19 protein-coding genes and 1 tRNA gene are annotated in these 20,107 nt (G+C 54.9%); 12 read left to right on the top strand and 8 right to left on the bottom strand.

Translation table 11 applies throughout. The features are described 5' to 3' along the window. Positions 1-617: 617 nt before the first annotated feature. Positions 618-1,532: a LysR family transcriptional regulator gene (locus tag JLG71_RS09555; protein WP_025106070.1), complete on the bottom strand. Its 915-nt coding sequence runs from the start codon at positions 1,530-1,532 to the stop codon at positions 618-620. A gap of 100 nt (positions 1,533-1,632) precedes the next feature. On the opposite strand from JLG71_RS09555, the gene JLG71_RS09550 reads away from it, so the two are divergent. Then, positions 1,633-2,631, top strand: coding sequence for an aldo/keto reductase (locus tag JLG71_RS09550; RefSeq protein WP_200914153.1), 999 nt, complete (start codon positions 1,633-1,635; stop codon positions 2,629-2,631). 37 nt (positions 2,632-2,668) lie between these two features. On the opposite strand, the gene JLG71_RS09545 is transcribed toward JLG71_RS09550, so the two are convergent. Further along, positions 2,669-3,595 carry a LysR substrate-binding domain-containing protein gene (locus tag JLG71_RS09545; RefSeq protein WP_014838892.1) on the bottom strand — a complete coding sequence of 309 codons (927 nt, stop codon included), beginning with the start codon at positions 3,593-3,595 and terminating at the stop codon, positions 2,669-2,671. Positions 3,596-3,774: 179 nt separating this feature from the next. On the opposite strand from JLG71_RS09545, the gene JLG71_RS09540 reads away from it, so the two are divergent. Continuing rightward, complete coding sequence (locus JLG71_RS09540) at positions 3,775-4,380, top strand: glutathione S-transferase family protein (RefSeq protein ID WP_047723405.1); 606 nt, start codon at positions 3,775-3,777, stop codon at positions 4,378-4,380. Positions 4,381-4,501: 121 nt separating this feature from the next. Here JLG71_RS09540 and ldtA read toward each other — a convergent pair whose 3' ends face one another. The 3 genes from ldtA to nac form a co-directional block, all read right to left on the bottom strand. Beyond that, positions 4,502-5,443 (bottom strand): L,D-transpeptidase, encoded by a 942-nt coding sequence (gene ldtA / locus JLG71_RS09535; RefSeq protein ID WP_025106067.1) that lies wholly within the window; start codon positions 5,441-5,443, stop codon positions 4,502-4,504. A 78-nt stretch (positions 5,444-5,521) separates the two neighbouring features. Then, on the bottom strand, positions 5,522-6,472 hold the full coding sequence (cbl, locus tag JLG71_RS09530; RefSeq protein WP_014229985.1) for an HTH-type transcriptional regulator Cbl: 951 nt from the start codon (positions 6,470-6,472) through the stop codon (positions 5,522-5,524). 106 nt (positions 6,473-6,578) lie between these two features. After that, positions 6,579-7,496, bottom strand: a complete 918-nt coding sequence (gene nac, locus JLG71_RS09525; protein ID WP_046878091.1) for a nitrogen assimilation transcriptional regulator NAC — start codon at positions 7,494-7,496, stop codon at positions 6,579-6,581. Positions 7,497-7,826: 330 nt separating this feature from the next. Here nac and JLG71_RS09520 point away from each other — a divergent pair. After that, positions 7,827-7,902: transfer RNA gene (locus JLG71_RS09520), tRNA-Asn, on the top strand. A gap of 150 nt (positions 7,903-8,052) precedes the next feature. On the opposite strand, the gene JLG71_RS09515 is transcribed toward JLG71_RS09520, so the two are convergent. Then, positions 8,053-8,538 carry a hypothetical protein gene (locus JLG71_RS09515; protein WP_046877335.1) on the bottom strand — a complete coding sequence of 162 codons (486 nt, stop codon included), beginning with the start codon at positions 8,536-8,538 and terminating at the stop codon, positions 8,053-8,055. Continuing rightward, positions 8,522-9,343, bottom strand: coding sequence for a winged helix-turn-helix domain-containing protein (locus tag JLG71_RS09510; RefSeq protein ID WP_025106066.1), 822 nt, complete (start codon positions 9,341-9,343; stop codon positions 8,522-8,524). Before JLG71_RS09510 ends, JLG71_RS09515 begins: the two co-directional genes overlap by 17 nt. An 803-nt stretch (positions 9,344-10,146) precedes the next feature. Between JLG71_RS09510 and JLG71_RS09505 the strand changes: the two genes are divergently transcribed. From JLG71_RS09505 to JLG71_RS09465, 9 genes are all read left to right on the top strand, one after another. After that, positions 10,147-10,647: a helix-turn-helix transcriptional regulator gene (locus tag JLG71_RS09505; RefSeq protein WP_009653324.1), complete on the top strand. Its 501-nt coding sequence runs from the start codon at positions 10,147-10,149 to the stop codon at positions 10,645-10,647. Positions 10,648-10,686: 39 nt separating this feature from the next. Next, positions 10,687-11,229: a type 1 fimbrial major subunit FimA gene (gene fimA, locus JLG71_RS09500; RefSeq protein ID WP_014229989.1), complete on the top strand. Its 543-nt coding sequence runs from the start codon at positions 10,687-10,689 to the stop codon at positions 11,227-11,229. Positions 11,230-11,301: 72 nt separating this feature from the next. After that, positions 11,302-11,841, top strand: a complete 540-nt coding sequence (locus JLG71_RS09495) for a type 1 fimbrial minor subunit FimI (protein ID WP_014838896.1) — start codon at positions 11,302-11,304, stop codon at positions 11,839-11,841. Between the two features lie 46 nt (positions 11,842-11,887). Then, positions 11,888-12,598, top strand: a complete 711-nt coding sequence (locus tag JLG71_RS09490; RefSeq protein WP_014229991.1) for a fimbria/pilus periplasmic chaperone — start codon at positions 11,888-11,890, stop codon at positions 12,596-12,598. 74 nt (positions 12,599-12,672) lie between these two features. Further along, complete coding sequence (locus JLG71_RS09485; protein WP_064407237.1) at positions 12,673-15,300, top strand: fimbrial biogenesis usher protein; 2,628 nt, start codon at positions 12,673-12,675, stop codon at positions 15,298-15,300. 10 nt (positions 15,301-15,310) lie between these two features. After that, a complete protein-coding gene (locus JLG71_RS09480) occupies positions 15,311-15,838 on the top strand; it encodes a type 1 fimbrial adaptor subunit FimF (RefSeq protein ID WP_014229993.1) in 528 nt (175 codons plus the stop codon). A 12-nt stretch (positions 15,839-15,850) separates the two neighbouring features. Next, positions 15,851-16,354 carry a type 1 fimbrial minor subunit FimG gene (locus JLG71_RS09475; RefSeq protein ID WP_025106063.1) on the top strand — a complete coding sequence of 168 codons (504 nt, stop codon included), beginning with the start codon at positions 15,851-15,853 and terminating at the stop codon, positions 16,352-16,354. A 17-nt stretch (positions 16,355-16,371) separates the two neighbouring features. Then, positions 16,372-17,277: a fimbrial protein gene (locus JLG71_RS09470; protein WP_014229995.1), complete on the top strand. Its 906-nt coding sequence runs from the start codon at positions 16,372-16,374 to the stop codon at positions 17,275-17,277. Further along, positions 17,264-18,799 carry an EAL domain-containing protein gene (locus JLG71_RS09465; protein WP_192845382.1) on the top strand — a complete coding sequence of 512 codons (1,536 nt, stop codon included), beginning with the start codon at positions 17,264-17,266 and terminating at the stop codon, positions 18,797-18,799. Before JLG71_RS09470 ends, JLG71_RS09465 begins: the two co-directional genes overlap by 14 nt. On the opposite strand, the gene JLG71_RS09460 is transcribed toward JLG71_RS09465, so the two are convergent. After that, positions 18,778-20,106: a 6-phospho-alpha-glucosidase gene (locus JLG71_RS09460; protein WP_014838902.1), complete on the bottom strand. Its 1,329-nt coding sequence runs from the start codon at positions 20,104-20,106 to the stop codon at positions 18,778-18,780. The genes JLG71_RS09465 and JLG71_RS09460 overlap by 22 nt on opposite strands. Between the last annotated feature and the right edge of the window lies 1 nt (position 20,107).

The following is a 20,107-nucleotide window of genomic DNA, read 5'->3' as shown; positions in this document are numbered from 1 at the left end:
ATGGAGGACACCAGGACCTGCCTGTCGCAAAAGCGCTGACAGTAAAGTGCCCCGTTTTTCAGCCCACCTATGATGTCGACAGGATGCCGGTCAGACTGCATCATACTTTGAGCTATACCGCGTCAATAAACTTCACTCTTCAGGTAGTACATCGCCAGCGCGGGGCTTTCATTTTTGTTGTGAGCTCATCAAAAAACGGCTGAAAATTGAGGAGACTAAAACACCATTAATGATTTTGAGGCGAAAGCTTGGGGCGTTCCTTTTGTTTCTGCCCGCAACCCTGAAGACAAAGCCAGGGACGAAGATCTCATCGTTATGGCAATTCGTCATATACTGAATGACAAAGCGGGAGCCGACCAAACTGAGGTTCAAAAATGCCAGGTATATCGCCGCCATTTTCGTCAGCGATACCAACCCCGGCGGCTACCGGGAGGATCGGGGCTACAACGGGTTTAGCGGTATTTTGCACCCGTGCAGCCCCGGAACCGGACAGCGTTAACGGCGCGGGATAGCGACCGGACGATAAAGCCGCAGAAGCGTCAGGCGTACAGACGATACAAAAGAGCGTGATAAAATCAGTTTTTCATCCCGTCTATTTTCACCCGCCGTTTCACATGCTATTGCTGCAGGATATTTTTATTCATCGACATCACCCATGTTATAAATGTTCTCAGGGGGACCGGGATATGTTTGCGGCTCGGATAGTAAATATTAAAATGATCGGCAGGATAACGATAATCAGACAGTAAGCGGACAAGCCCGCCTTCTTTAATTTTATCCTGAACCAGATTCTCATATACAAAGGCAATACCTAATCCGGATTCCGCAGCCTGAATCATCGCCGCATCGGAATCCATCACCAGATCGCCCTTCACAGCCACTTCCGTTATAACGCCCGTAGCGCTAATAAACTCCCAGCGGTACAGATCCCCACCTGGAAAGCAACGATTAATGCATCTGAAATTAACGAGATCTTTTGGTGAAGAGGGTGCGCCGGATTTTTTTATAAAATCCGCACTCGCCACTGGAATAAGAGATAGCGGTTCTCCAAAGGGTATGGCAATCATATCTTTAGGCACATCTTGCGTATAGCGTATACCCGCATCAAATCCTGAATCTATAATATTGACTTTTCTGTCCGTGGTGAATAACTCAAGTTTAATATCCGGATACTCATTTTTGAACGGTGCGAAGTAACGTTGAAAGAAGAGATCCAGCACAATGCGTGGCAAATTGAGTCTCACCACCCCTTCCGGCTTTGCTCTGTGCTCATTAAGGTTATCAATCACCCGCCTGTAGTCATTGAGCACAGGAGTAACGTCATTCAGAAATTCCTGGCCGATAGCGGTCAGGGAAAGACTGCGCGTAGAACGATTTAAAAGCCTCGCGCCCAGTTTCTCTTCCAGATTATTTATGGCAATAGTTAACGTTGGTGGAGAAATATTCAACTCTTTTGCTGCCTGACGAAAACTTCCATGCTTCACAATAAGAATAAGCATTTCTACATGTTGCAATTCGGGAATATTTTTCATTGTTAACATCCATAAAATACTGCATTAGAAAGAGATTAATTGTTGTGAATGAAAAAGGGAAGTATATATCTCAGTACATTGTACGAGTGAGGAAAATAAAATGAAAACACGTTATCTGGGAAAGAACAAATTTCAGGTGTCGGCATTAGGTCTGGGTTGTATGGGAATGAGTTTTGCCTATGGCGGAGCCGAAGAGTCGCAGGCAATTAACACCATTCACGCTGCGGTTGATTTGGGCGTCACCTTCCTTGATACCGCAGAAGTTTATGGCCCATTTGAGAATGAAGTGCTGATCGGAAAAGCAATCAAAGGCGTTCGCGATAAGGTACAGATTGCGACCAAATTTGGTTTCCGCATTCTTCCTGGCGGTCAGGGGCTTGAGCGTATGGCCGGCGTTGGCAGCCGTCCTGAACATATCCGCGAAGCGGTAGAAGGCTCCCTAAAACGTCTCAACGTCGAGACTATTGATCTCCTTTATCAGCACCGCGTTGATCCCACCGTCCCCGTTGAAGACGTAGTGGGAACAATGGCAGATCTGGTCAAGGAAGGGAAAATTCTCCATATCGGACTTTCCGAGGTCTCTGCCAATACTTTGCGCCGGGCCTGTGAAGTTCATCCGATCGCCGCCGTTCAGACCGAATATTCTCTGTGGACCCGCGAGCCGGAAGAAAACATTCTCAAAACTTGCCGCGAATTAGGGGTAGGTTTTGTGCCCTATAGCCCGCTGGGTCGTGGATTCTTAACCGGCAAAATCACCGATCGGTCCGGCTTCGCCGAGGATGATTTTCGGCGCAATCTTCCTCGCTTCCAGCACGATGCCATGCGGAAAAACCAGCAGCTACTCAGCCAGCTGCGGGATGTGGCCGATAAATATCGCTGTACCCTGGCCCAGCTCGCTCTCGCGTGGGTGATGAGTAAAGGCGATGATATTGTCCCCATTCCCGGCGCGCGCCAAATCGCGCATTTGCAGGATAATGCCGGCGCGGCCAGCCTGGCTATTTCCGATGTTGATATTAAACTCATCGATCGTATCTTTACCCCTGACAATATTCACGGATTAAGATATACCCAGGGTGATTTTCATTTAATCGATAAGTAACATCCTGCTATAAATTCTCCCGCCTTTCCGGTGGGAGCTAAGGTTTACCGTCTCGCGCACATTTCTCCTCCACCGCGCCAGTTTGCTGGCGCCATGCGGTAACCTCCTCATCAAGCCAGGCCTTAAATAGAACGGCTTCGTTTTTCTGCTCTGCGCCCTGCGATGAAACCAGCCAGTAAGGCCACGGATAAGGGGCGGTGAAAGACGTAAGCTGTACCAGTTCACCCCTGGAGAGCGCATCCTGGACTAAAGAGCGGCGTTCCAGCGCGATACCTTTACCGAGCCGGACTGCCTCCAGCACCAGGTTCGAGTCGTTGATGCACAAACCGCCTGGCACAATCTCTCTTTCAAGCCCCGCGTTGATACACCATGCTTTCCACGACTCCATGGAAAAGATAATGTTGCTCTTCGCTATCTCTGACGGCGTACGGGGGAGCACGCCGCCGTTATAGGTTGGCGCGGCCACAACGATAAGCTGATCGGAGAAAAGGTAATGGCTCTCCGTTCCTTCCCAGTCGCCTTTTCCCATGCGTATAGCCAAATCCGCCCCTTCCTGCTGCATGCTGGTTATCGCCAGGCTCGCCTGTATTCGCAGCGAGATATGGGGGTATTTCTCCCGAAACCGTTCCAGGCGAGGCAACAACCAGTGGCAGCCGAACGAGGGCACCATCGCCAGGGTCAGCTCCTGCCGGCGGGGGTTGACCTGCACCAGCCGGGTGGCATCAGCAATATGGTGCAAAGCCTCGCGGACCTGTAAGGCATAGAGCCGCCCTTCTTCATTAATTTGCACGCCGCGGCCGTGACGGATAAACAGCTTGAGGCCGACCATCTCCTCCAGCACTTTAATCTGCTGGCTGATGGCTGAATGCGTAACGTGTAGCTCTTTCGCCGCCAGCGTCACGCTGCCAAGACGCGCCACGGCTTCAAAACTACGTAAACTCGCAATAGGGGGAAAATCCGCCATGTTACCGCTCCCACAACCTGACGCGTAAAACGTGACCCACAATCTGTCAGTAATACTAACCCAACCCGTAAGATACTGAAGATATTCGCCATGACGAATTTACTGTACTGTTTCTTCACCGCCGGCAATGAAGCATTAACCCCAGCCTATTTCACCAGCACAGGAAAACAGGAATCATGATGAAGCTTATTGGCATGATGGATTCGCCTTATGTAAGGCGCGTGGCGATTTCCCTTGAACTCTACGGCGTCGAGTTTGCAAGTCACCCGCTGTCCGTATTCAGCAGCTTTGAAGCCTTTTCCAGGATAAACCCTGCGGTCAAAGCGCCGACGCTGGTGCTGGATAACGGAATTCGCCTGATGGATTCGTCGCTGATACTCTCTTATTTTGAAGCCCAGGCAGCCCCGGGGCGCAAGCTGCTGCCGGTCGCGCCGGACGCGCTGGCAAGCGATCTGCAAACGCTGGGCTTTATTCTCGCCGCGGGTGAAAAGGCGGTACAAAATGTCTATGAACACAATCTGCGCCCGGCGGAAAAGCAGCATAATCCGTGGATAGCGCGCATCACGACTCAGCTGCTGGCAGCCTGCACGGAGTGGAACAGGCTACTGGAGGAGCGTCCGGCGGCCGCGGTTCCCGATCAGGTGGCCGTAACAAGTACGGTTATCTGGACCTTTATTCAGTCAACGATCCCTCACGTGGTTCATGCGGGAGACTTTAATCATATCCGGTCCGTTGCTGAATTATTTGAAACCCATAGCGCCTTTAAAAAACATCCCTTTAGCTAAAGCATCAGCTCAATGCGATGAAGCTAAACCCTGAACGTGAATCGCCACGGCAACCGATAGCGCCCGGCAACCGCGGGCGCGTTATCCTGATGGAAGAAATCGCCTGGCGTGAGGGAAAGGGTTAAAAACCGCTACCGGCGTGCAGTGCTGCACGACCAATCTCCACCGGCATCCCTGAACGGCGTTCAAGCGCCTGCTCCGCGTGATTCACATCCACCCCCTCGCCCTTCACAAAGGCCTGAATCGCCGGCGTGATGGGGAGCGGCACCTTCCGGTCCGATTCATACTCCGCGCGGTTACGCGACAACGGTTCGTGAACTTCAACCCAGAGGCTGCCGTCCGGCTCGGCGGTATACTTCACCGGCTGGTCGATGATTTGCACGCGCGTCCCAACCGGAACGGTATCAAACAGGTATTTGATGTCGTCGTTACGCAGGCGGATGCAGCCCTGGCTCACGCGCAGGCCAATGCCGAAATTGGCGTTGGTGCCGTGGATCGCGTAGAGCCTGCCGATGTAAATCGCGTACAGGCCCATGGGATTATCCGGCCCTGCGGGCACAAACGCGGGCAGGCTTTCGCCACGGCTGGCGTATTCACGACGGGTATTGGCGGTGGGCGTCCAGGTCGGCGCCTCCTGCTTACGCTCCACGGCGGTGACCCAGTTACGCGGGGTTTCGCGTCCTGCCTGGCCAATACCAATCGGCAGAACGTCAACCGTTGTGCCATCGGGCGGATAGTAGTAGAGACGCATTTCAGCCACGTTGATCACGATCCCGTTGCGAACCGTGGCGGGCAGGATAAGCTGCTGCGGGACCACCAGCGTGGAGCCCGACTTCGGCAGGTACACGTCGACGCCGGGGTTGGCCTCGAGCATATTGCTCAGGCCCTGACCGTACTGAGCGGCGAAGGCCTCCAGCGGCTGGGTATTGTGTTGCGGAATGGTGATGGTCAGCGGGCTGCCCACCAGGCGGCTTCCTTCCGGCGGCAACGGGTAGCTCACCGCCAGAGCGCTCTGGCTGGTGAGGATCATAATAAGAGAACAAAGCAGTTTCACACGCCGCACAATTTCCCTTCCTTTGTGGCGATAATCGTGAATAAATTATAGCTTCGTTTACTCTCTCATATCTGATTTATCATCCTGCTAAATCTGATAATCGATTGCGGCCTCTTCCGGCTCCATCGCCTGACGTTTAATTTCCTCCAGCGACAGCCCTGCGTTACACAGTTCAATAAAGCGCCAGACGTAATTTCGCTGCAGCTGACCGCGCTTCAGGCCCAGCCAGACGGTATTGGCATCGAACAGATGGCGGGTATCGAGACGCGTAAAGGTATCAGATTCCCGCGCGTCGCCTGACTGTTCCGCCACCAGCCCTACGCCCAGCCCCAGCTCGACGTAGGTTTTGATAACGTCGGAGTCCTGAGCGCTTAATACGATATCCGGCATCAGCCCTTTACGGTTAAAGGCTTCGTCAATACGTGAACGCCCGGTAATCCCCTGGCGATAGGTAATGAGCGGCCAGCGGGCGATGGCATCGAGGGTTAACGGCGTCACCTGGGTCAGCGGGTGATCTTTGGGGACCAGCAGGCTGTGGTGCCAGCGGAACCAGGGGAAAGCCACCAGCGTCGGGTCGTTGCTCAAGCGCTCGCTGGCGATGCCGATATCCGCGCCGCCGTTGTGCAGCAGCGCTTCAATTTCCTGCGGCGTCCCCTGAACTAATTCAAGACGCACGTCGGAAAAGAGTTCGCGGAAGGCTTTGATCACCGGCGGCAGGCTATAGCGCGCCTGGGTGTGGGTGGTGGCGATGGTTAAGACGCCGGACGCATCGTTGGTAAAAAGGTCCGCCAGGCGACGAACGTTGCTGGCTTCATTCAGAATACGCTCGGCAATCGACAGCAACGCTTTGCCCGGCTCCGTCATCCCCAGCAGGCGTTTGCCGCGGCGGATAAAAATCTCGATCCCCAGCTCTTCTTCCAGTTCACGAATATGACGGCTGACGCCCGATTGCGATGTATAGAGCATATTGGCGACTTCCGTCAGGTTGTAATCCTGACGGGCCGCTTCACGAATAATTTTGAGTTGCTGGAAGTTCACCCTTTCCTCCGGGCTATCAGACATAACATATGCACTATTGTTAAAGTCTGTTGTCCCTGCTAACAAATAATAAAAACCAGCAACTTATTCCATTCAGGAATATAGCCTAACTTACTAACAATAATTCACGGTTTTCCAGCGACGGACGGCTCACCAGCGACATTAAAATTTCCTTAACCGCCTGCGCCTGCGGCGACAGACTGCCGCGTGCCGACATATTGACCGACAGCGACAGGCTCATTGACGGCGTGCTGATGCGCGCCATCCAGCCATTCGCCGCGCTGCACAGCGAACGGGCGGCGGACTCAGGCAGAACGGTGACGCCCATGCCGCTGGCAATAGCCGCCGTCAGGGTGGTAATGGATTCAATTTCGCCGATAATTTTTGCCGACAGTCGACGCAGAGTGAAGGCTTCGGTGACCCTTGCGCGAACGGCGCTGTAATCACGCGGCAGGAACAGATTCATTTCCGCAACCGCCGTCAAATCCACGCTCTGCCCCGGGCAATCCCGGGTTCCGACCAGGTAGAGATCTTCCTTCAGCAGCGGCTGACTGACGATCCCGGCGACCGGAGAACGTTCATAGAGCACGGCCATATCCAGCTGACCGTCGATAAGCTTCTCGTTGAGGATCGTTCCGCTGCTTTCCTGCAGATAGACCATAACTTCCGGCAGCTCGTTACGCACCGTTTGCAGCAGCGGCATGGTAATGGCCGAAGCCGCCGTGCCCGGGGCCAGCCCAATTGACACCTGGCCGCTTAGCGTCTGACCGACGTTGTTAACCGCCAGCTGCGCCTGCTCGCACTGGCGCAGGATAGTCCGGGCGTGGGTGTAAAGGATCTTGCCCGCTTCGGTCGGCGTCACGCCACGCTTGGTGCGGATCAACAGCTGCTGGTCCAGCTCGCCTTCCAGGGTCGCAACCTGCTGGCTCAGCGCCGGTTGTGCGATGTGCAAGACTTCAGCGGCCTGGGTCAGACTGCCGATATCGACGATTTTCACAAAATACTTCAGTCGTCTTAAGTTCATTTTGCCTCCTGTAAGGAACACCAGTACCAACACTGGCCGTTTAGATGCAGAAGGTTTTGCAATTTGCTTGCCAGCTTTTTTGCAGGGACGCAAATGCCGCTGCAGGCCGCGTAATAAGGGATACTGATAGCAAACCGCGATTTTGTTGCCCGGTAAGCGGATTGCGGTATGCCCCATTAGGGGTATAAATGCACCGCAACGGTGCATCCGGCGGCGCAATGCCGTAAAAACAGGCACTCTGCTGAAATTGTCAGCAAACGAACAAGTTAAGGTGATTCAGGCTTTGACAAGGGGGATGGTCATCGTTAATATGCGCCCCGTTCACACGATTCCTCTGTAGTTCAGTCGGTAGAACGGCGGACTGTTAATCCGTATGTCACTGGTTCGAGTCCAGTCAGAGGAGCCAAATTTAAGAAGCCTGCTTTCGAGCGGGCTTTTTGCTTTCTTACTCTCTCATTTCAGCCAGATCGTCTTCTTTAGTAACCCCCCGCACGCGTTCTGCACCCGCCTCACTCCTCTGGCTGTAACAGAGGAAAAACCCCATAACTTATTAATATCAATTGTTTACGCAAATAAACGAGGGTGAGTACAGGCTGCGGACGATCCAGCCATTTTTCATCTTTTGTATCTTAATATAGCGTCCCGAGTCCGGATCGGGGCTAAAAAAGACTTTTTGCATCATTCCCTCGATCATATTGTCGGCTTTCCGCTTCGAGATGGTCGTTTGGGTTAAGTGGTAAATGTTATTAGCTTTCTTTGCATAGATGAAATGATACGATCTTTCGACATTGTACTTGACGTTATCGACTATCACTTTTCCGGAAACGTCAAAATAGCCGCTGTTATTTCCCCGCATCAGCAAGAAAGTTTTAAAGTTTGCATCAAAGCCAAATGAGCCCGATTCAATTCGCAAATTTGCGGAACAATCAAAATCGTTTTGCTGATGAAAATGATTTATCAGCCAGCCGCAAACAAAAACAGCAAATAAAATTGACAACAGAACATAAACGCGCTTTACCTTAACGTTATTCAGGAATTTCATAATCAGGCCTATAGTAGTTCTCACATGAATACAGCGCACCTGGTTTTATTTTTGAGTAGATACAGTGGGCCAAAAAAATCCTTCCCTCATTGGCTTTTAATACAGATTCCGAAATATTAAAGTAAAAAACGCTGTTGCCTAAGCACACCATTTTCTGCTTTGCGATCAGCTGGCGGACCAGAACCATCATCTTTTGCTGTTGCTCATTCGGTATGGCGTTAAAAGTTCTGACCGGGCAAGAATCAATGCTTCCCAGATAATAGCCTTCATCCTGGCCGGCCGCAAAAATCAGGCGATATCGGTCGGCACTCACGCTCCAGAAAAGGATAACCAACACAAATAGCGCAAGCAGCGCATAGCCAGACTTTTTTGCCCATCCCGCAGAAAATTTACGTGTTCCCTTATGTGTACAGCCGCTGCTGCTTAACGCAATAGCTTCCGCATCGTTTTCATTACGTATGACGGGGGCTGAATTATCCACCCTCTCAATCAGTATGCTCGCGGACACCATAAACCCAACCCGGGGCACGGTAACGATAATCTCCTCGACACAGCCCATATTCCTGAAGATGGCTCTCAGGTCAGAAATATATTTATTGAGGCTATGGCTAGAGGTCCGCAGCCCATGCGCATCCCAGACTTTTTCAAGTATCTCGTTCCTGTAAACCACATGCTCCCTGTGGTCTAAAAGGAACTTAAGCAGGCGGCTTGTGGTGGCTGTCAGCGTGACGCATGAGTCTTCATCGAGCCATATCAGCCCGTCATCGCTCCTGAAATGGATCGTTCCTTGAATTTTGTAGATCATAAACCAGCCTTACAAATAATCCTCAGTCGCACACAATCCGCACATCAGGCACATGCGCAGTATTTTATACTGATAATAACCTTAACTTTATTGTAAATTGAACTTTAACACCTAAAAACCAATAAAAGAGAATACATATAACTAAAAAAAAACACAATGCTATTATTGCCTTCATCGAAACACACGGCGTAACCAGGCCCATCTGAGCTAACCTTGCGCCTGAAACAATATAGACCACCAGAACATCATTCGGGATGTATGAGCTGAACGCGTCCTGAAGCTGTGAGAACCGAGGAGATAAATGATGATTAAATAATACCATCACGCAATTAACTACCTGATACATGAAATGACCAGGGATGATATTTTCACCGCCTGAATTAGCGTCCTGAAGACAGCGTAAAAGCGAGAATCCGGACACCTCTATAGGGATATACACAGGCAGATAAAAAGAAATCTGATTGGCTAAAGATAAAGATGTCAGACGTTTATCAAGGAATGTTCCCTAAGAAAATTCCAATACAAAGAGTGTGCCTATTGTTCAGAGCTTAATGATAACTCAACCCTATCATTTTTAATTTACAAAAACCTATAAAAAAACAAATTATAAACCTTTAACGCCATTTACAATGAAAATCACAAACAAAACACCCACAAAATGATAACTTTGTAGTGGTTACATCTTTTAGAGCCTCAGCTGCATGCCTCATTGAGACGGGTGATGTTAGATTACTCTCAATTCGCTGAATGGTTTTATTAACGATGAGTTAAAGGTCAACCCAAGGATGAGATCGCGTTCAGATATGAATCTATCAACTAATATTTTATCTAAGGATAAATATTTCACTCTGGGCCTGATTGAACTGCTTGGAGTAGAGTTTATTGACAATTTCTTTTTGATTATAGATTTGGACTCTAACGACCTTTCGGGTTCGGAGTGGATTTATTTTTCAAATAAAAACATTGTTGCCTTCGCCTCCAGCGACTTAGCTTTTTATAAGTCCGAGCTATTTGAAAAAATAACCGTACTGGACAAAAAAAGTAATACCAGAAGCATCCTGAATTTCTTTTTAAAGAAAGAAACTTCAGGAAACTATCATACAAAGTACCGGCTAAGCCTGCGTGAAAAGCAGATGTTAAGCATGTTAAGCAGAGGGGAAAGCAACCAGGAGATCGCAGAAGAGTTTGGCGTGAAACTTAAGACTATTTATACGCACCGCCGCAACCTGATGAATAAATTAGGTTGTAAAAACAGGATTACGTTTCAAAAGTTATTTTTCAACAATAAATGTTTTTTTAAGTGAAGCATAGCTTCAGGATTATTCATAAACAGGAGTTTTATCATGAACAAATTAGCACTTATCGTTATTTCAGCACTGTCCCTGAGTTCTGCTGCGGCTCTGGCCGATACCGTTACGGTGAACGGCGGTACGGTGCATTTTAAAGGGGAAGTGGTTAACGCGGCCTGCGCGGTTGATGCCGGTTCTATCGACCAGACCGTTCAGTTAGGCCAGGTTCGTTCTGCAAAGCTGGCGACCGCAGGCAACACCAGCACGGCTGTCGGCTTCAATATCCAGCTGAATGATTGTGATACCACCGTTGCCACCAAAGCCTCCGTCGCGTTTACCGGCACGGCGATTGACAGCGCCAACCCAACGGTACTGGCCCTGCAGAACTCCGCCGCGGGCGGCGCGACTAACGTCGGCGTACAGATCCTTGACCGTACCGGTACCCCGCTGGCGCTGGATGGCGCCGCCTTCGGCGCGCAAACCACGCTGAACGATGGCACCAACGTTATCCCGTTCCAGGCTCGCTACTACGCGACTGCCGCAGCCACTGCCGGTACCGCTAACGCTGACGCCACCTTTAAAGTGCAGTACGAGTAATTTTTTCATCAGGCAGGGAAGCGCGTCGGGCCAGGACGGCCCGTTATCCGAATAAGAGTAAGGGTGATAACGATGCAAAGAATGAAGTCTGGTCTGTTGATTTTATTGCTCCCACCGCTGGCGCTGGCAGGAAACCAGTGGGACACCATGCTGCCCGGCGGGAACATGCGCTTTCAGGGGATAGTCATTGCCGAGTCCTGCCGCGTTGAAGCGGGCGACCGGCAGATGACGGTCAAGATGGGGCAAATCAGCAGCAATCGGTTTCATTCGGCCGGGGAGGACACCAACCCCGTCCCCTTCGATATTCACCTGCAGGAGTGCAGTACCGCCGTGAGCCAGCGCGTTGGCGTGGCGTTTCACGGCGTCGCCGATGGTAAAAATCCGGACGTCCTCTCGGTTGGCGAGGGTCCGGGGATCGCGACCGGCATTGGCGTTGCCCTGTTTGATAAAACCGGCAGTCAGATCCCGCTCAATGCGCCCGCAGGGGCATGGACGCAGCTGCACACGGGGCCAACGACGCTGCATTTTGTCGCCAAATATCGTTCCACCGGGAATCAGGTCACCGGAGGAGCGGCAAATGCTCAGGCCTGGTTCTCCCTGACCTACCAGTAATCAGCGCCGGTAACAGGAATTCACCGTGAGAAAGAAAGAGATAAGCATGAAAAATAGACGGGCTACCACGCGCGGGATGCGCGGTTTACTGGCAGGACTCCTGCTGCTCTCTACCGCCGGTTTTACCGCTCAGGCACAGGCCGGCGTGGCGCTGGGCGCGACCCGCGTGATTTATCCGGCCGGGCAAAAACAGGCTCAGCTGGCGGTGACCAATAACGACGACAGCACCTATCTGATCCAGTCATGGGTAGAGAACGCCGATGGCGCGAAAGACGGGAGCTTTGTCATTACCCCGCCGCTGTTCGCCATGCAGGGGAAGAAAGAGAATACTCTGCGCATCCTCGATGCCACCAATGGCCGGCTGCCGCAGGACCGGGAAACGCTGTTCTGGATGAACGTCAAAGCAATCCCATCGATGGATAAATCAAAGCTCAGCGAAAACACGCTACAGCTGGCGATTATCAGCCGTATCAAGCTTTATTACCGCCCGGCCAAACTGGCGCTACCGCCGGATCAGGCCGCGGAAAAGCTGAAGTTCCGCCGCAGCGGAAGCTCACTCACGCTGATTAACCCAACCCCTTATTACCAGACGGTCACCGAGCTCAACGCCGGAACCCGGGTGCTGAAAAATGCGCTGGTCCCGCCGATGGGCGAAGCCAGCGTCAGTTTACCGTCCGATGCAGGTCGCGAGATTACATACCGGACGATTAACGACTACGGCGCACTCACCCCGCGTATGAAAGGCGTCATGCAGTAACTGACCGGGGAGCAGCGCTCTCCCCCTGAACGAAAAAAATAACGATGGCCGGGCGACTTTGGACCGGAGGGACTATGTCACATCTGAAATATGGACTCGACCACTTGGGCTCCCGGCGAATGACTCCAGGATCTGCTCGCGTATTCGCGCAGATCCCCCTTGCCCTTTTACTTTCCTCACCGGCTTTTTACGCGCAGGCGGAGCTCTATTTCAACCCACGCTTTCTGGCGGACGATCCCGCCGCCGTGGCGGATCTGTCCGGTTTTGAAAAGGGCCAGGAGCTGCCGCCGGGTACCTATCGCGCGGATATCTACCTGAATGACGGGTATATGACCACCCGCGATATCACCTTTAATGCCGCTGAAAAGGGCCACGGGCTGGCCCCCTGCCTGACCCGCGGACAGCTGGCCAGCATGGGCGTGAATACCGCGGCCATTGCCGGAATCGACGTGCTGGCGGCGGATGCCTGCGTACCGCTAACCGAGATGATCAAAGACGCCACCACCCGCTTTGATGCCGGGCAGCAGCGGCTGTATCTGACCGTGCCCCAGGCGTTTATGGGCAACCGCGCCCGCGGCTATATTCCGCCTGAGCTCTGGGACCACGGAATTAACGCCGGGCTACTGAACTACAACTTCACCGGCAACAACGTGCACAACGACGTCGGCGGCAGCAGCAACTACGCGTACCTGAACCTGCAGAGCGGGCTGAACCTCGGCGCCTGGCGCCTGCGCGACAACACCACCTGGAGCTACAGCAGCAGCGGCAGTTCGACGACCAATGAAAACAAATGGCAGCATATCAACTCGTGGCTTGAGCGTGATATTACGCTACTGCGTTCGCGCCTCACGCTGGGCGATAGCTACACCAACGGCGACGTCTTTGACGGCATTAACTTCCGCGGCGCGCAGCTAGCTTCCGACGACAATATGCTGCCGGACAGCCAGAAGGGGTTCGCCCCGGTCATTCACGGGATTGCCCGGGGCACGGCTCAGGTATCGGTCAAACAGAACGGCTATGAGATCTACCAGAGCACGGTGCCGCCCGGCCCGTTTACCATCAACGATCTCTACGCCGCAGGCAACGGCGGCGACCTGCAGGTGACCATCAAAGAGGCCGACGGCAGCAGCCAGGTGTTCACCGTCCCCTACTCGTCCGTTCCGGTGCTCCAGCGCGAGGGCCATACCCGCTATGCCGTTACCGCCGGTGAGTACCGCAGCGGCAGCAATCAGCAGGAGAAACCGAAGTTCTTCCAGGGCACCCTGCTGCACGGCCTTCCGGCGGGCTGGACGCTGTACGGCGGCACCCAGCTGGCGGACCGCTACCGCGCCTTTAACCTCGGCGTGGGGAAAAACATGGGTGACCTGGGCGCGCTGTCGCTGGATATCACCCAGGCCAACGCCACCCTGCCCGATGACAGCGAGCATCAGGGGCAGTCGGTGCGTTTCCTCTATAACAAGTCGCTGACGGATACCGGCACCAATATTCAGCTGGTGGGCTACCGCTACTCGACGCGCGGCTACTTCAGCTTCGCCGATACCACCTACAGCCGGATGAGCGGCTACAACGTCGAGACCCAGGACGGGGTGATTGAAGTGAAGCCTAAATTCACCGACTACTACAACCTCGCTTACAACAAGCGCGGCAAAGTGCAGCTTAGCGTCACCCAGCAGCTGGGGCGCACCGCCACGCTCTACCTGAGCGGCAGCCACCAGACCTACTGGGGCACCGGCAAGGCCGATCAGCAGCTTCAGGCAGGACTCAACGCCGCCATCGACGATATCAACTGGACGCTCAGCTACAGCCTGACCAAAAACGCCTGGCAGCAGGGGCGCGACCAGATGCTGGCGGTCAACGTCAATATTCCGTTCAGCCACTGGCTGCGTTCCGACAGCAAATCGGCCTGGCGCCACGCCAGCGCCAGCTACAGCATGTCCAACGATCTGAACGGCAGAACCACCAGCCTCGCCGGGCTGTACGGCACGCTGCTGGAGGGCAACAACCTGAGCTACAGCATGCAGACCGGCTACGCCGGCGGCGGTGAGGGCAACAGCGGAGGCACCGGCTACGCGGCGCTGAACTACCGCGGCGGCTACGGCAACGCCAACGTCGGCTACAGCCGCAGCGACGGCATCAAACAGCTGTACTACGGCCTGAGCGGCGGCGTGCTGGCCCACGCCGACGGCGTCACGCTGAGCCAGCCGATGAACGACACGGTGGTGCTGATCAAAGCCCCCGGCGCAGACAACGTCAAAGTGGAAAACCAGACCGGGGTTCAGACCGACTGGCGCGGCTACGCCGTGCTGCCCTACGCCACCGAATACCGGGAAAACCGGGTGGCGCTGGACACCAACAGCCTGGCCGATAACGTCGACCTGGACGATGCGGTGGCCAGCGTGGTGCCGACCCACGGCGCGATTGTCCGCGCGGAGTTTAAGGCCCACGTCGGGCTCAAGCTGCTGATGTCTCTCATCTACAACGGTAAGCCGGTTCCCTTCGGCGCGCTGGTGACTTCTGACGGCAGCCAGGCCAGCAGCATCGTCGCCGATAACGGCCAGGTCTACCTGAGCGGGATGCCCCTGGCGGGCAAAGTGCGGGCGAAATGGGGCGAAGGTCCGAACGCCAGCTGCGAGGCTGACTACAGCCTGCCGCCGGAAAAACAGAACCAGATGCTGATCCCGCTGTCCGCCGAGTGCCGCTAAGGAGACCATGATGAGAAAAACCCTGTATCTGCTGAGCGCCCTCGTATCGCTGGCGGTCAACAATGCCAGCGCGGCGGACAGCACCATCACCATCAGCGGCTACGTTCGGGATAACGCCTGCGCCGTGGCGGGCGAGTCGAAAGATTTTACCGTCGACCTGATGGATAACGCCGCGAAGCAGTTCCATGCGGTTGGGGCGACCACGCCGCTGGTGCCGTTTCGTATCGTGCTGTCGCCCTGCGGCAGCTCGGTTACCGCGGTGAAGGTCGGCTTTGTTGGCGTTGCCGACAGCATCAATACCGACCTGTTACAGCTCGACGGCGGCGCCTCAGCGGCGGCAGGGATGGGCGTGCAGATCCTTGACGCGCAGCAGACGGCGCTGCCGCTCAATGCCGCGTCGTCTGCGATCCCCTGGACCACGCTGACCCCCGGCCAGACCAACACGCTGAACTTTTACGCCCGGCTGATGGCCACCCGGGTACCGGTGACCGCCGGACACGTTAATGCAACCGCAACATTCACGCTTGAATTTCAGTAACCGGAGGCGCTGATGAACCCGACCTATTCCGGATGGCTGCTGGCCGCGATGCTGGCGGCGTCCTCCCCGACGCTACAGGCCGCCGACGTCACCATTACCGTTAACGGCAAAGTGGTGGCCAAACCCTGTACCGTTTCCACCGTTAACGCCACCGTCGATCTCGGCGATCTCTATACCTTTAGCCTGGTCTCCGCCGGCGCCGCTTCGCCCTGGCACAGCGTGGCGCTCACCCTGAGCAACTGCCCGGTCGGCACGTCGCGGGTCACCGCCAGCTTCAGCGGTACGGCGGACGCCACCGGCTATTACAAGAACCAGGGTACCGCCGGCAACATCCAGCTTGAGCTGCAGGATGAGGGCGGCACCACGCTGAACACCGGCGCGAGAAAAGAGGTACAGGTCGACGACGCCACCCAGTCCGCCAGCTTCCCGCTACAGGTCAGAGCGCTGACGGTCAACGGCGGTGCGACGCAAGGAACTATTCAGGCGGTGATTAACGTCACCTATACCTACGCCTGAGCCAGGAGAACAGAGTAATGAAAAAGATAATCACCCTGCTGTTAACGCTGCTGCTGGCGGGCTGGTCGCTTAACGCCTGGTCGTTCGCCTGTAAAACCGCCGCCGGGGTGACAATCCCCATCGGTGGCGGATCGGCGAATGTTTACGTGAACCTCGCGCCGGCGGTCAGCGTCGGGCAGAACCTGGTAGTGGATCTCTCGACGCAGATTTTCTGTCATAACGACTTTCCGGATTCCATGATCGACTACGTAACGCTGCAGCGCGGCTCGGCCTACGGCGGGGTGCTGTCGAGCTTTTCCGGCACCGTCAGGTATAACGGCATCAGCTACCCGTTTCCAACCACCAGCGAAACGGCGCGTATGACCTATAGCTCCATTGTTGATAGCCCCTGGCCTACCGTCCTCTATCTGACGCCCGTCAGTAGCGCAGGCGGCGTCGCCATTTCCGCCGGGTCGTTGATCGCGGTCCTGATCCTGCGTCAGACCAACAACAAGGATAACGACGACTTCCAGTTCGTGTGGAACATTTACGCCAACAACAACGTCGTGGTGCCAACCGGCGGCTGCGACGTTTCTGCTCGCGATGTGACGGTGACGCTGCCGGAATATCCCGCATCCGCCGCCATTCCGCTGACGGTTTACTGCGCGCAAAACCAGAATCTCGGCTATTACCTCTCCGGCACCACGGAGAACGCGGGCAACTCGATATTTACCAATACCGCCTCAGCGTCCCCTGCCCAGGGGGTGGGCGTTCAGCTGACGCGCAACGGTAGCGTCGTACCCGCCAACAGTACGGTGTCGTTAGGCAACGTAGGCACCTCGGCGGTCAGCCTCGGATTAACCGCCAACTACGCGCGCACCAGCGGGCAGGTGACCGCGGGTAACGTGCAGTCGATTATCGGAGTGACTTTTGTTTACGAATAATCTCCCGCCCCCCGGCGGCGGGCAGCCGCTCGTCGCTATCCTGTCGCCCTGTTCGCTGGCTGCCGAGGGGCTGAGCGGGATAATAGCGAAGGGAGGAGCCAGGCCCGTTGTGCTGCCCCCGGAGACGCCGCCCCTGCCTGCCGGCGTTCGCCGCGTGGTGGTGTTTCTCCCGGAAGGCCCCGCCGGGCTACTGGCAACCCTGAAGCGGGCCGCCGCGCTGCTGGCGCGGTCCCCCACGCCGCTGCCCATGCTGTTCCTGAGCCGCAGCCCGGCAAGCTGGCTGTGGCCCACCCTGGTGCATCAGGTCGCAGACCGGCGTTTGCTTACCGCCGTACGGGCCGCCGCTTCCGATTTGCCGGTCCCCTGCCTGGCGGCGCTGCTGCGCGACGCCGTGCTCGAAGAATACCCCTCTCTTGAGCAACTGGCAGAGGATGAAACGCGAGCGCTCGGCAAGCGCCCCGCCGGGATCACCCGGCCGGAGCTGGACGCTATCCTCGGTTTACTCTGCGGCTACCGCGCCAGCGCTCAGGCTCAACGCCGCGGCATCAGCCACAAGACGCTCTACAATCAAAGAACCGCAGGATTAAAAAAAATGGTGGAACACCACCCTGAAATGGCCGCCCGCTTTCCCGGCAGCCAGATAAGAGACCAGAAAAGCGAGAGCATCGCCGCCCTTTCCGCTTTCGAGCGTGAACTTGTCCATGCGATCCACAGCCGACAGATTTTTCCGGTATTTCAGCCCATTACCGATGAACACCAGCAGGTAAAGGGAATGGAGATCCTCTCCCGCTGGAACCGAAACGGCAGCGTGCTGGCTGCCGGCGATTTTTTACCGCAAATACGCTCGGAATATGCCTGGCTGGTGCTCACCGCGTTTGTCCTTCAGGAAGCGGTGCAGAATATTAATCAGCATTCCGGCGAGTGTTATTTCGCCGTGAATATTCCCGCCGCCGTCGCCGGCAACGAGAACCTGCTTCGCATGATGGAAACCGCGCGCCAGCAGCTGCGTCAGCCGCACAGGTCGCAGAGGCTGGTGCTGGAGTTTGCTGAAAATACCGACCTCAACGGTCACGGCAAAATCGCCGAAAATATCGCCCGCCTGCAAAAGCGCGGCTTCCCTATCATGCTTGATGACTGCTTCTCGCAAAGCAGCGTGATGTTTCCGGTGCGCACGATGAGATTCTGCGCTTACAAGCTGGATATGAGCATCGTCAACGATATGCAGCACGATCCGCACGCGCTGGCGCTGATCAGAAGCCTTATCTTCTACTGCCAGCTGACCGGCAGCCGCTGTATTGCCGAAGGCGTAGATAGCATGGAGAAATTCAACAAACTGCAGGCGCTGGGAGTCGACCGCTTTCAGGGCAACTACCTCTCGGCGCCGGTTGGCAGGGAGAACGTGGCGGAGCTTCTTCAGCCGCTTTCGGGCGAGGCGGAGCATCGCGCCGCCATCGCGGTACCGGTAACGCCCGATGGAAAACATCGGGCATTGGCGACACTTCAGCGCAGCTCCGGCCAGTAGCCACGGTTGGCGACGATCAGTTCATCAAGGATAGCTTTTGCGACCGAAGCGCTGGGTACCGTTTTGGACAGGGTCATCGCCTGCCAGAGCTTCTGATAGCTTCCTTCAACCCAGGCATCGACCACCAGTTTTTCAACCGCCACCTGCTGCTCCATCATCCCCTTTTGAAACAGCGGGATCTTACCCATCGCCAGCGGCTCGGGGCCATTAACGCCCACCAGGCAAGGCACTTCAACCATCGCGGTATCGTCAAAATTCGCGATAGCGCCGTTGTTTTCCACAATCAGCAGCATTCTCTCCTGGGTGTTAAAGGCGATGGCGCAGGCGAGGTCGACGATAAAGGTCGCATGCGCCCCGGCATGGAAATGCGCCTCTTTGGCACTTTGCCGGGCGACGATCTCTCTGGCCATATCAAACACCTCCTTCTCTCTCCCCGCCATCACTTCATTGGCGCGAGTAAAGTCAGGGTCTGAATGGGCAACCTCATAGTCGGCATAAAAATAGTACTTCAGATAAGTATTGGGTAACGTATCGGTATCCAGCGCAAAAACGTCCTTCACCTTTTTGAAGGTCTCAATCCAGCTCGGCGCTTTATGCTGAAAATCCTCTTTCGGACTGCAATAGCCCAGCTCGGCAACGTGGTTTTTTAACGCCGGCATTAAATCGTTGCCGGCCTTATCGGTAATGCTGGTCCACCAGCCGAAATGGTTGAGGCCAAAATAACGGACGTTCATCTCTTTACGCGATTTCAGCCCGAGAATATCGGCGAATAACCCTTCAATAGCCACCGGCATATCGCAGATATTAATAATTTTGGCCGTCGGGCGTAGCCGACGCGTGGCCTCGGCAACGATCGCCGCCGGATTGGAATAGTTGAGCATCCACGCGCCCGGCGAATACGTTTCCATGTAGTCAACCAGCTCAAGGACGCCGGCGATAGAGCGCATACCATAAGCGATACCGCCCGGGCCGCAGGTTTCCTGGCCAATCACGCCATATTTAAGCGGAATTTTCTCGTCTTTCTCGCGCATCTCATAGAGGCCGACGCGAATATGCGCCATCACGAAATCGACGCCCGTAAAGGCTTCCTGCGGGTCGGTGGTGAAGCTAAAAGCAACGTGCGGATAATGTTCAGCCACCAGAATCGCACAGGCTTCGCCAATCACTCGCTGGCGATCGTGATGATTATCATAGAGACGAATTTCGCTTAACGGAAACCTGTCCATATTTTCCAGCAGCATCATAACAATCCCTGGGGTATACGTACTGCCGCCGCCGGCTATGGTCACAACGAATTTATTTTTCATC

This window comes from Klebsiella michiganensis (genome assembly GCF_015139575.1).
Lineage (GTDB): Bacteria > Pseudomonadota > Gammaproteobacteria > Enterobacterales > Enterobacteriaceae > Klebsiella > Klebsiella michiganensis.
This window is presented reverse-complemented; position numbering and strand designations above follow the sequence as displayed.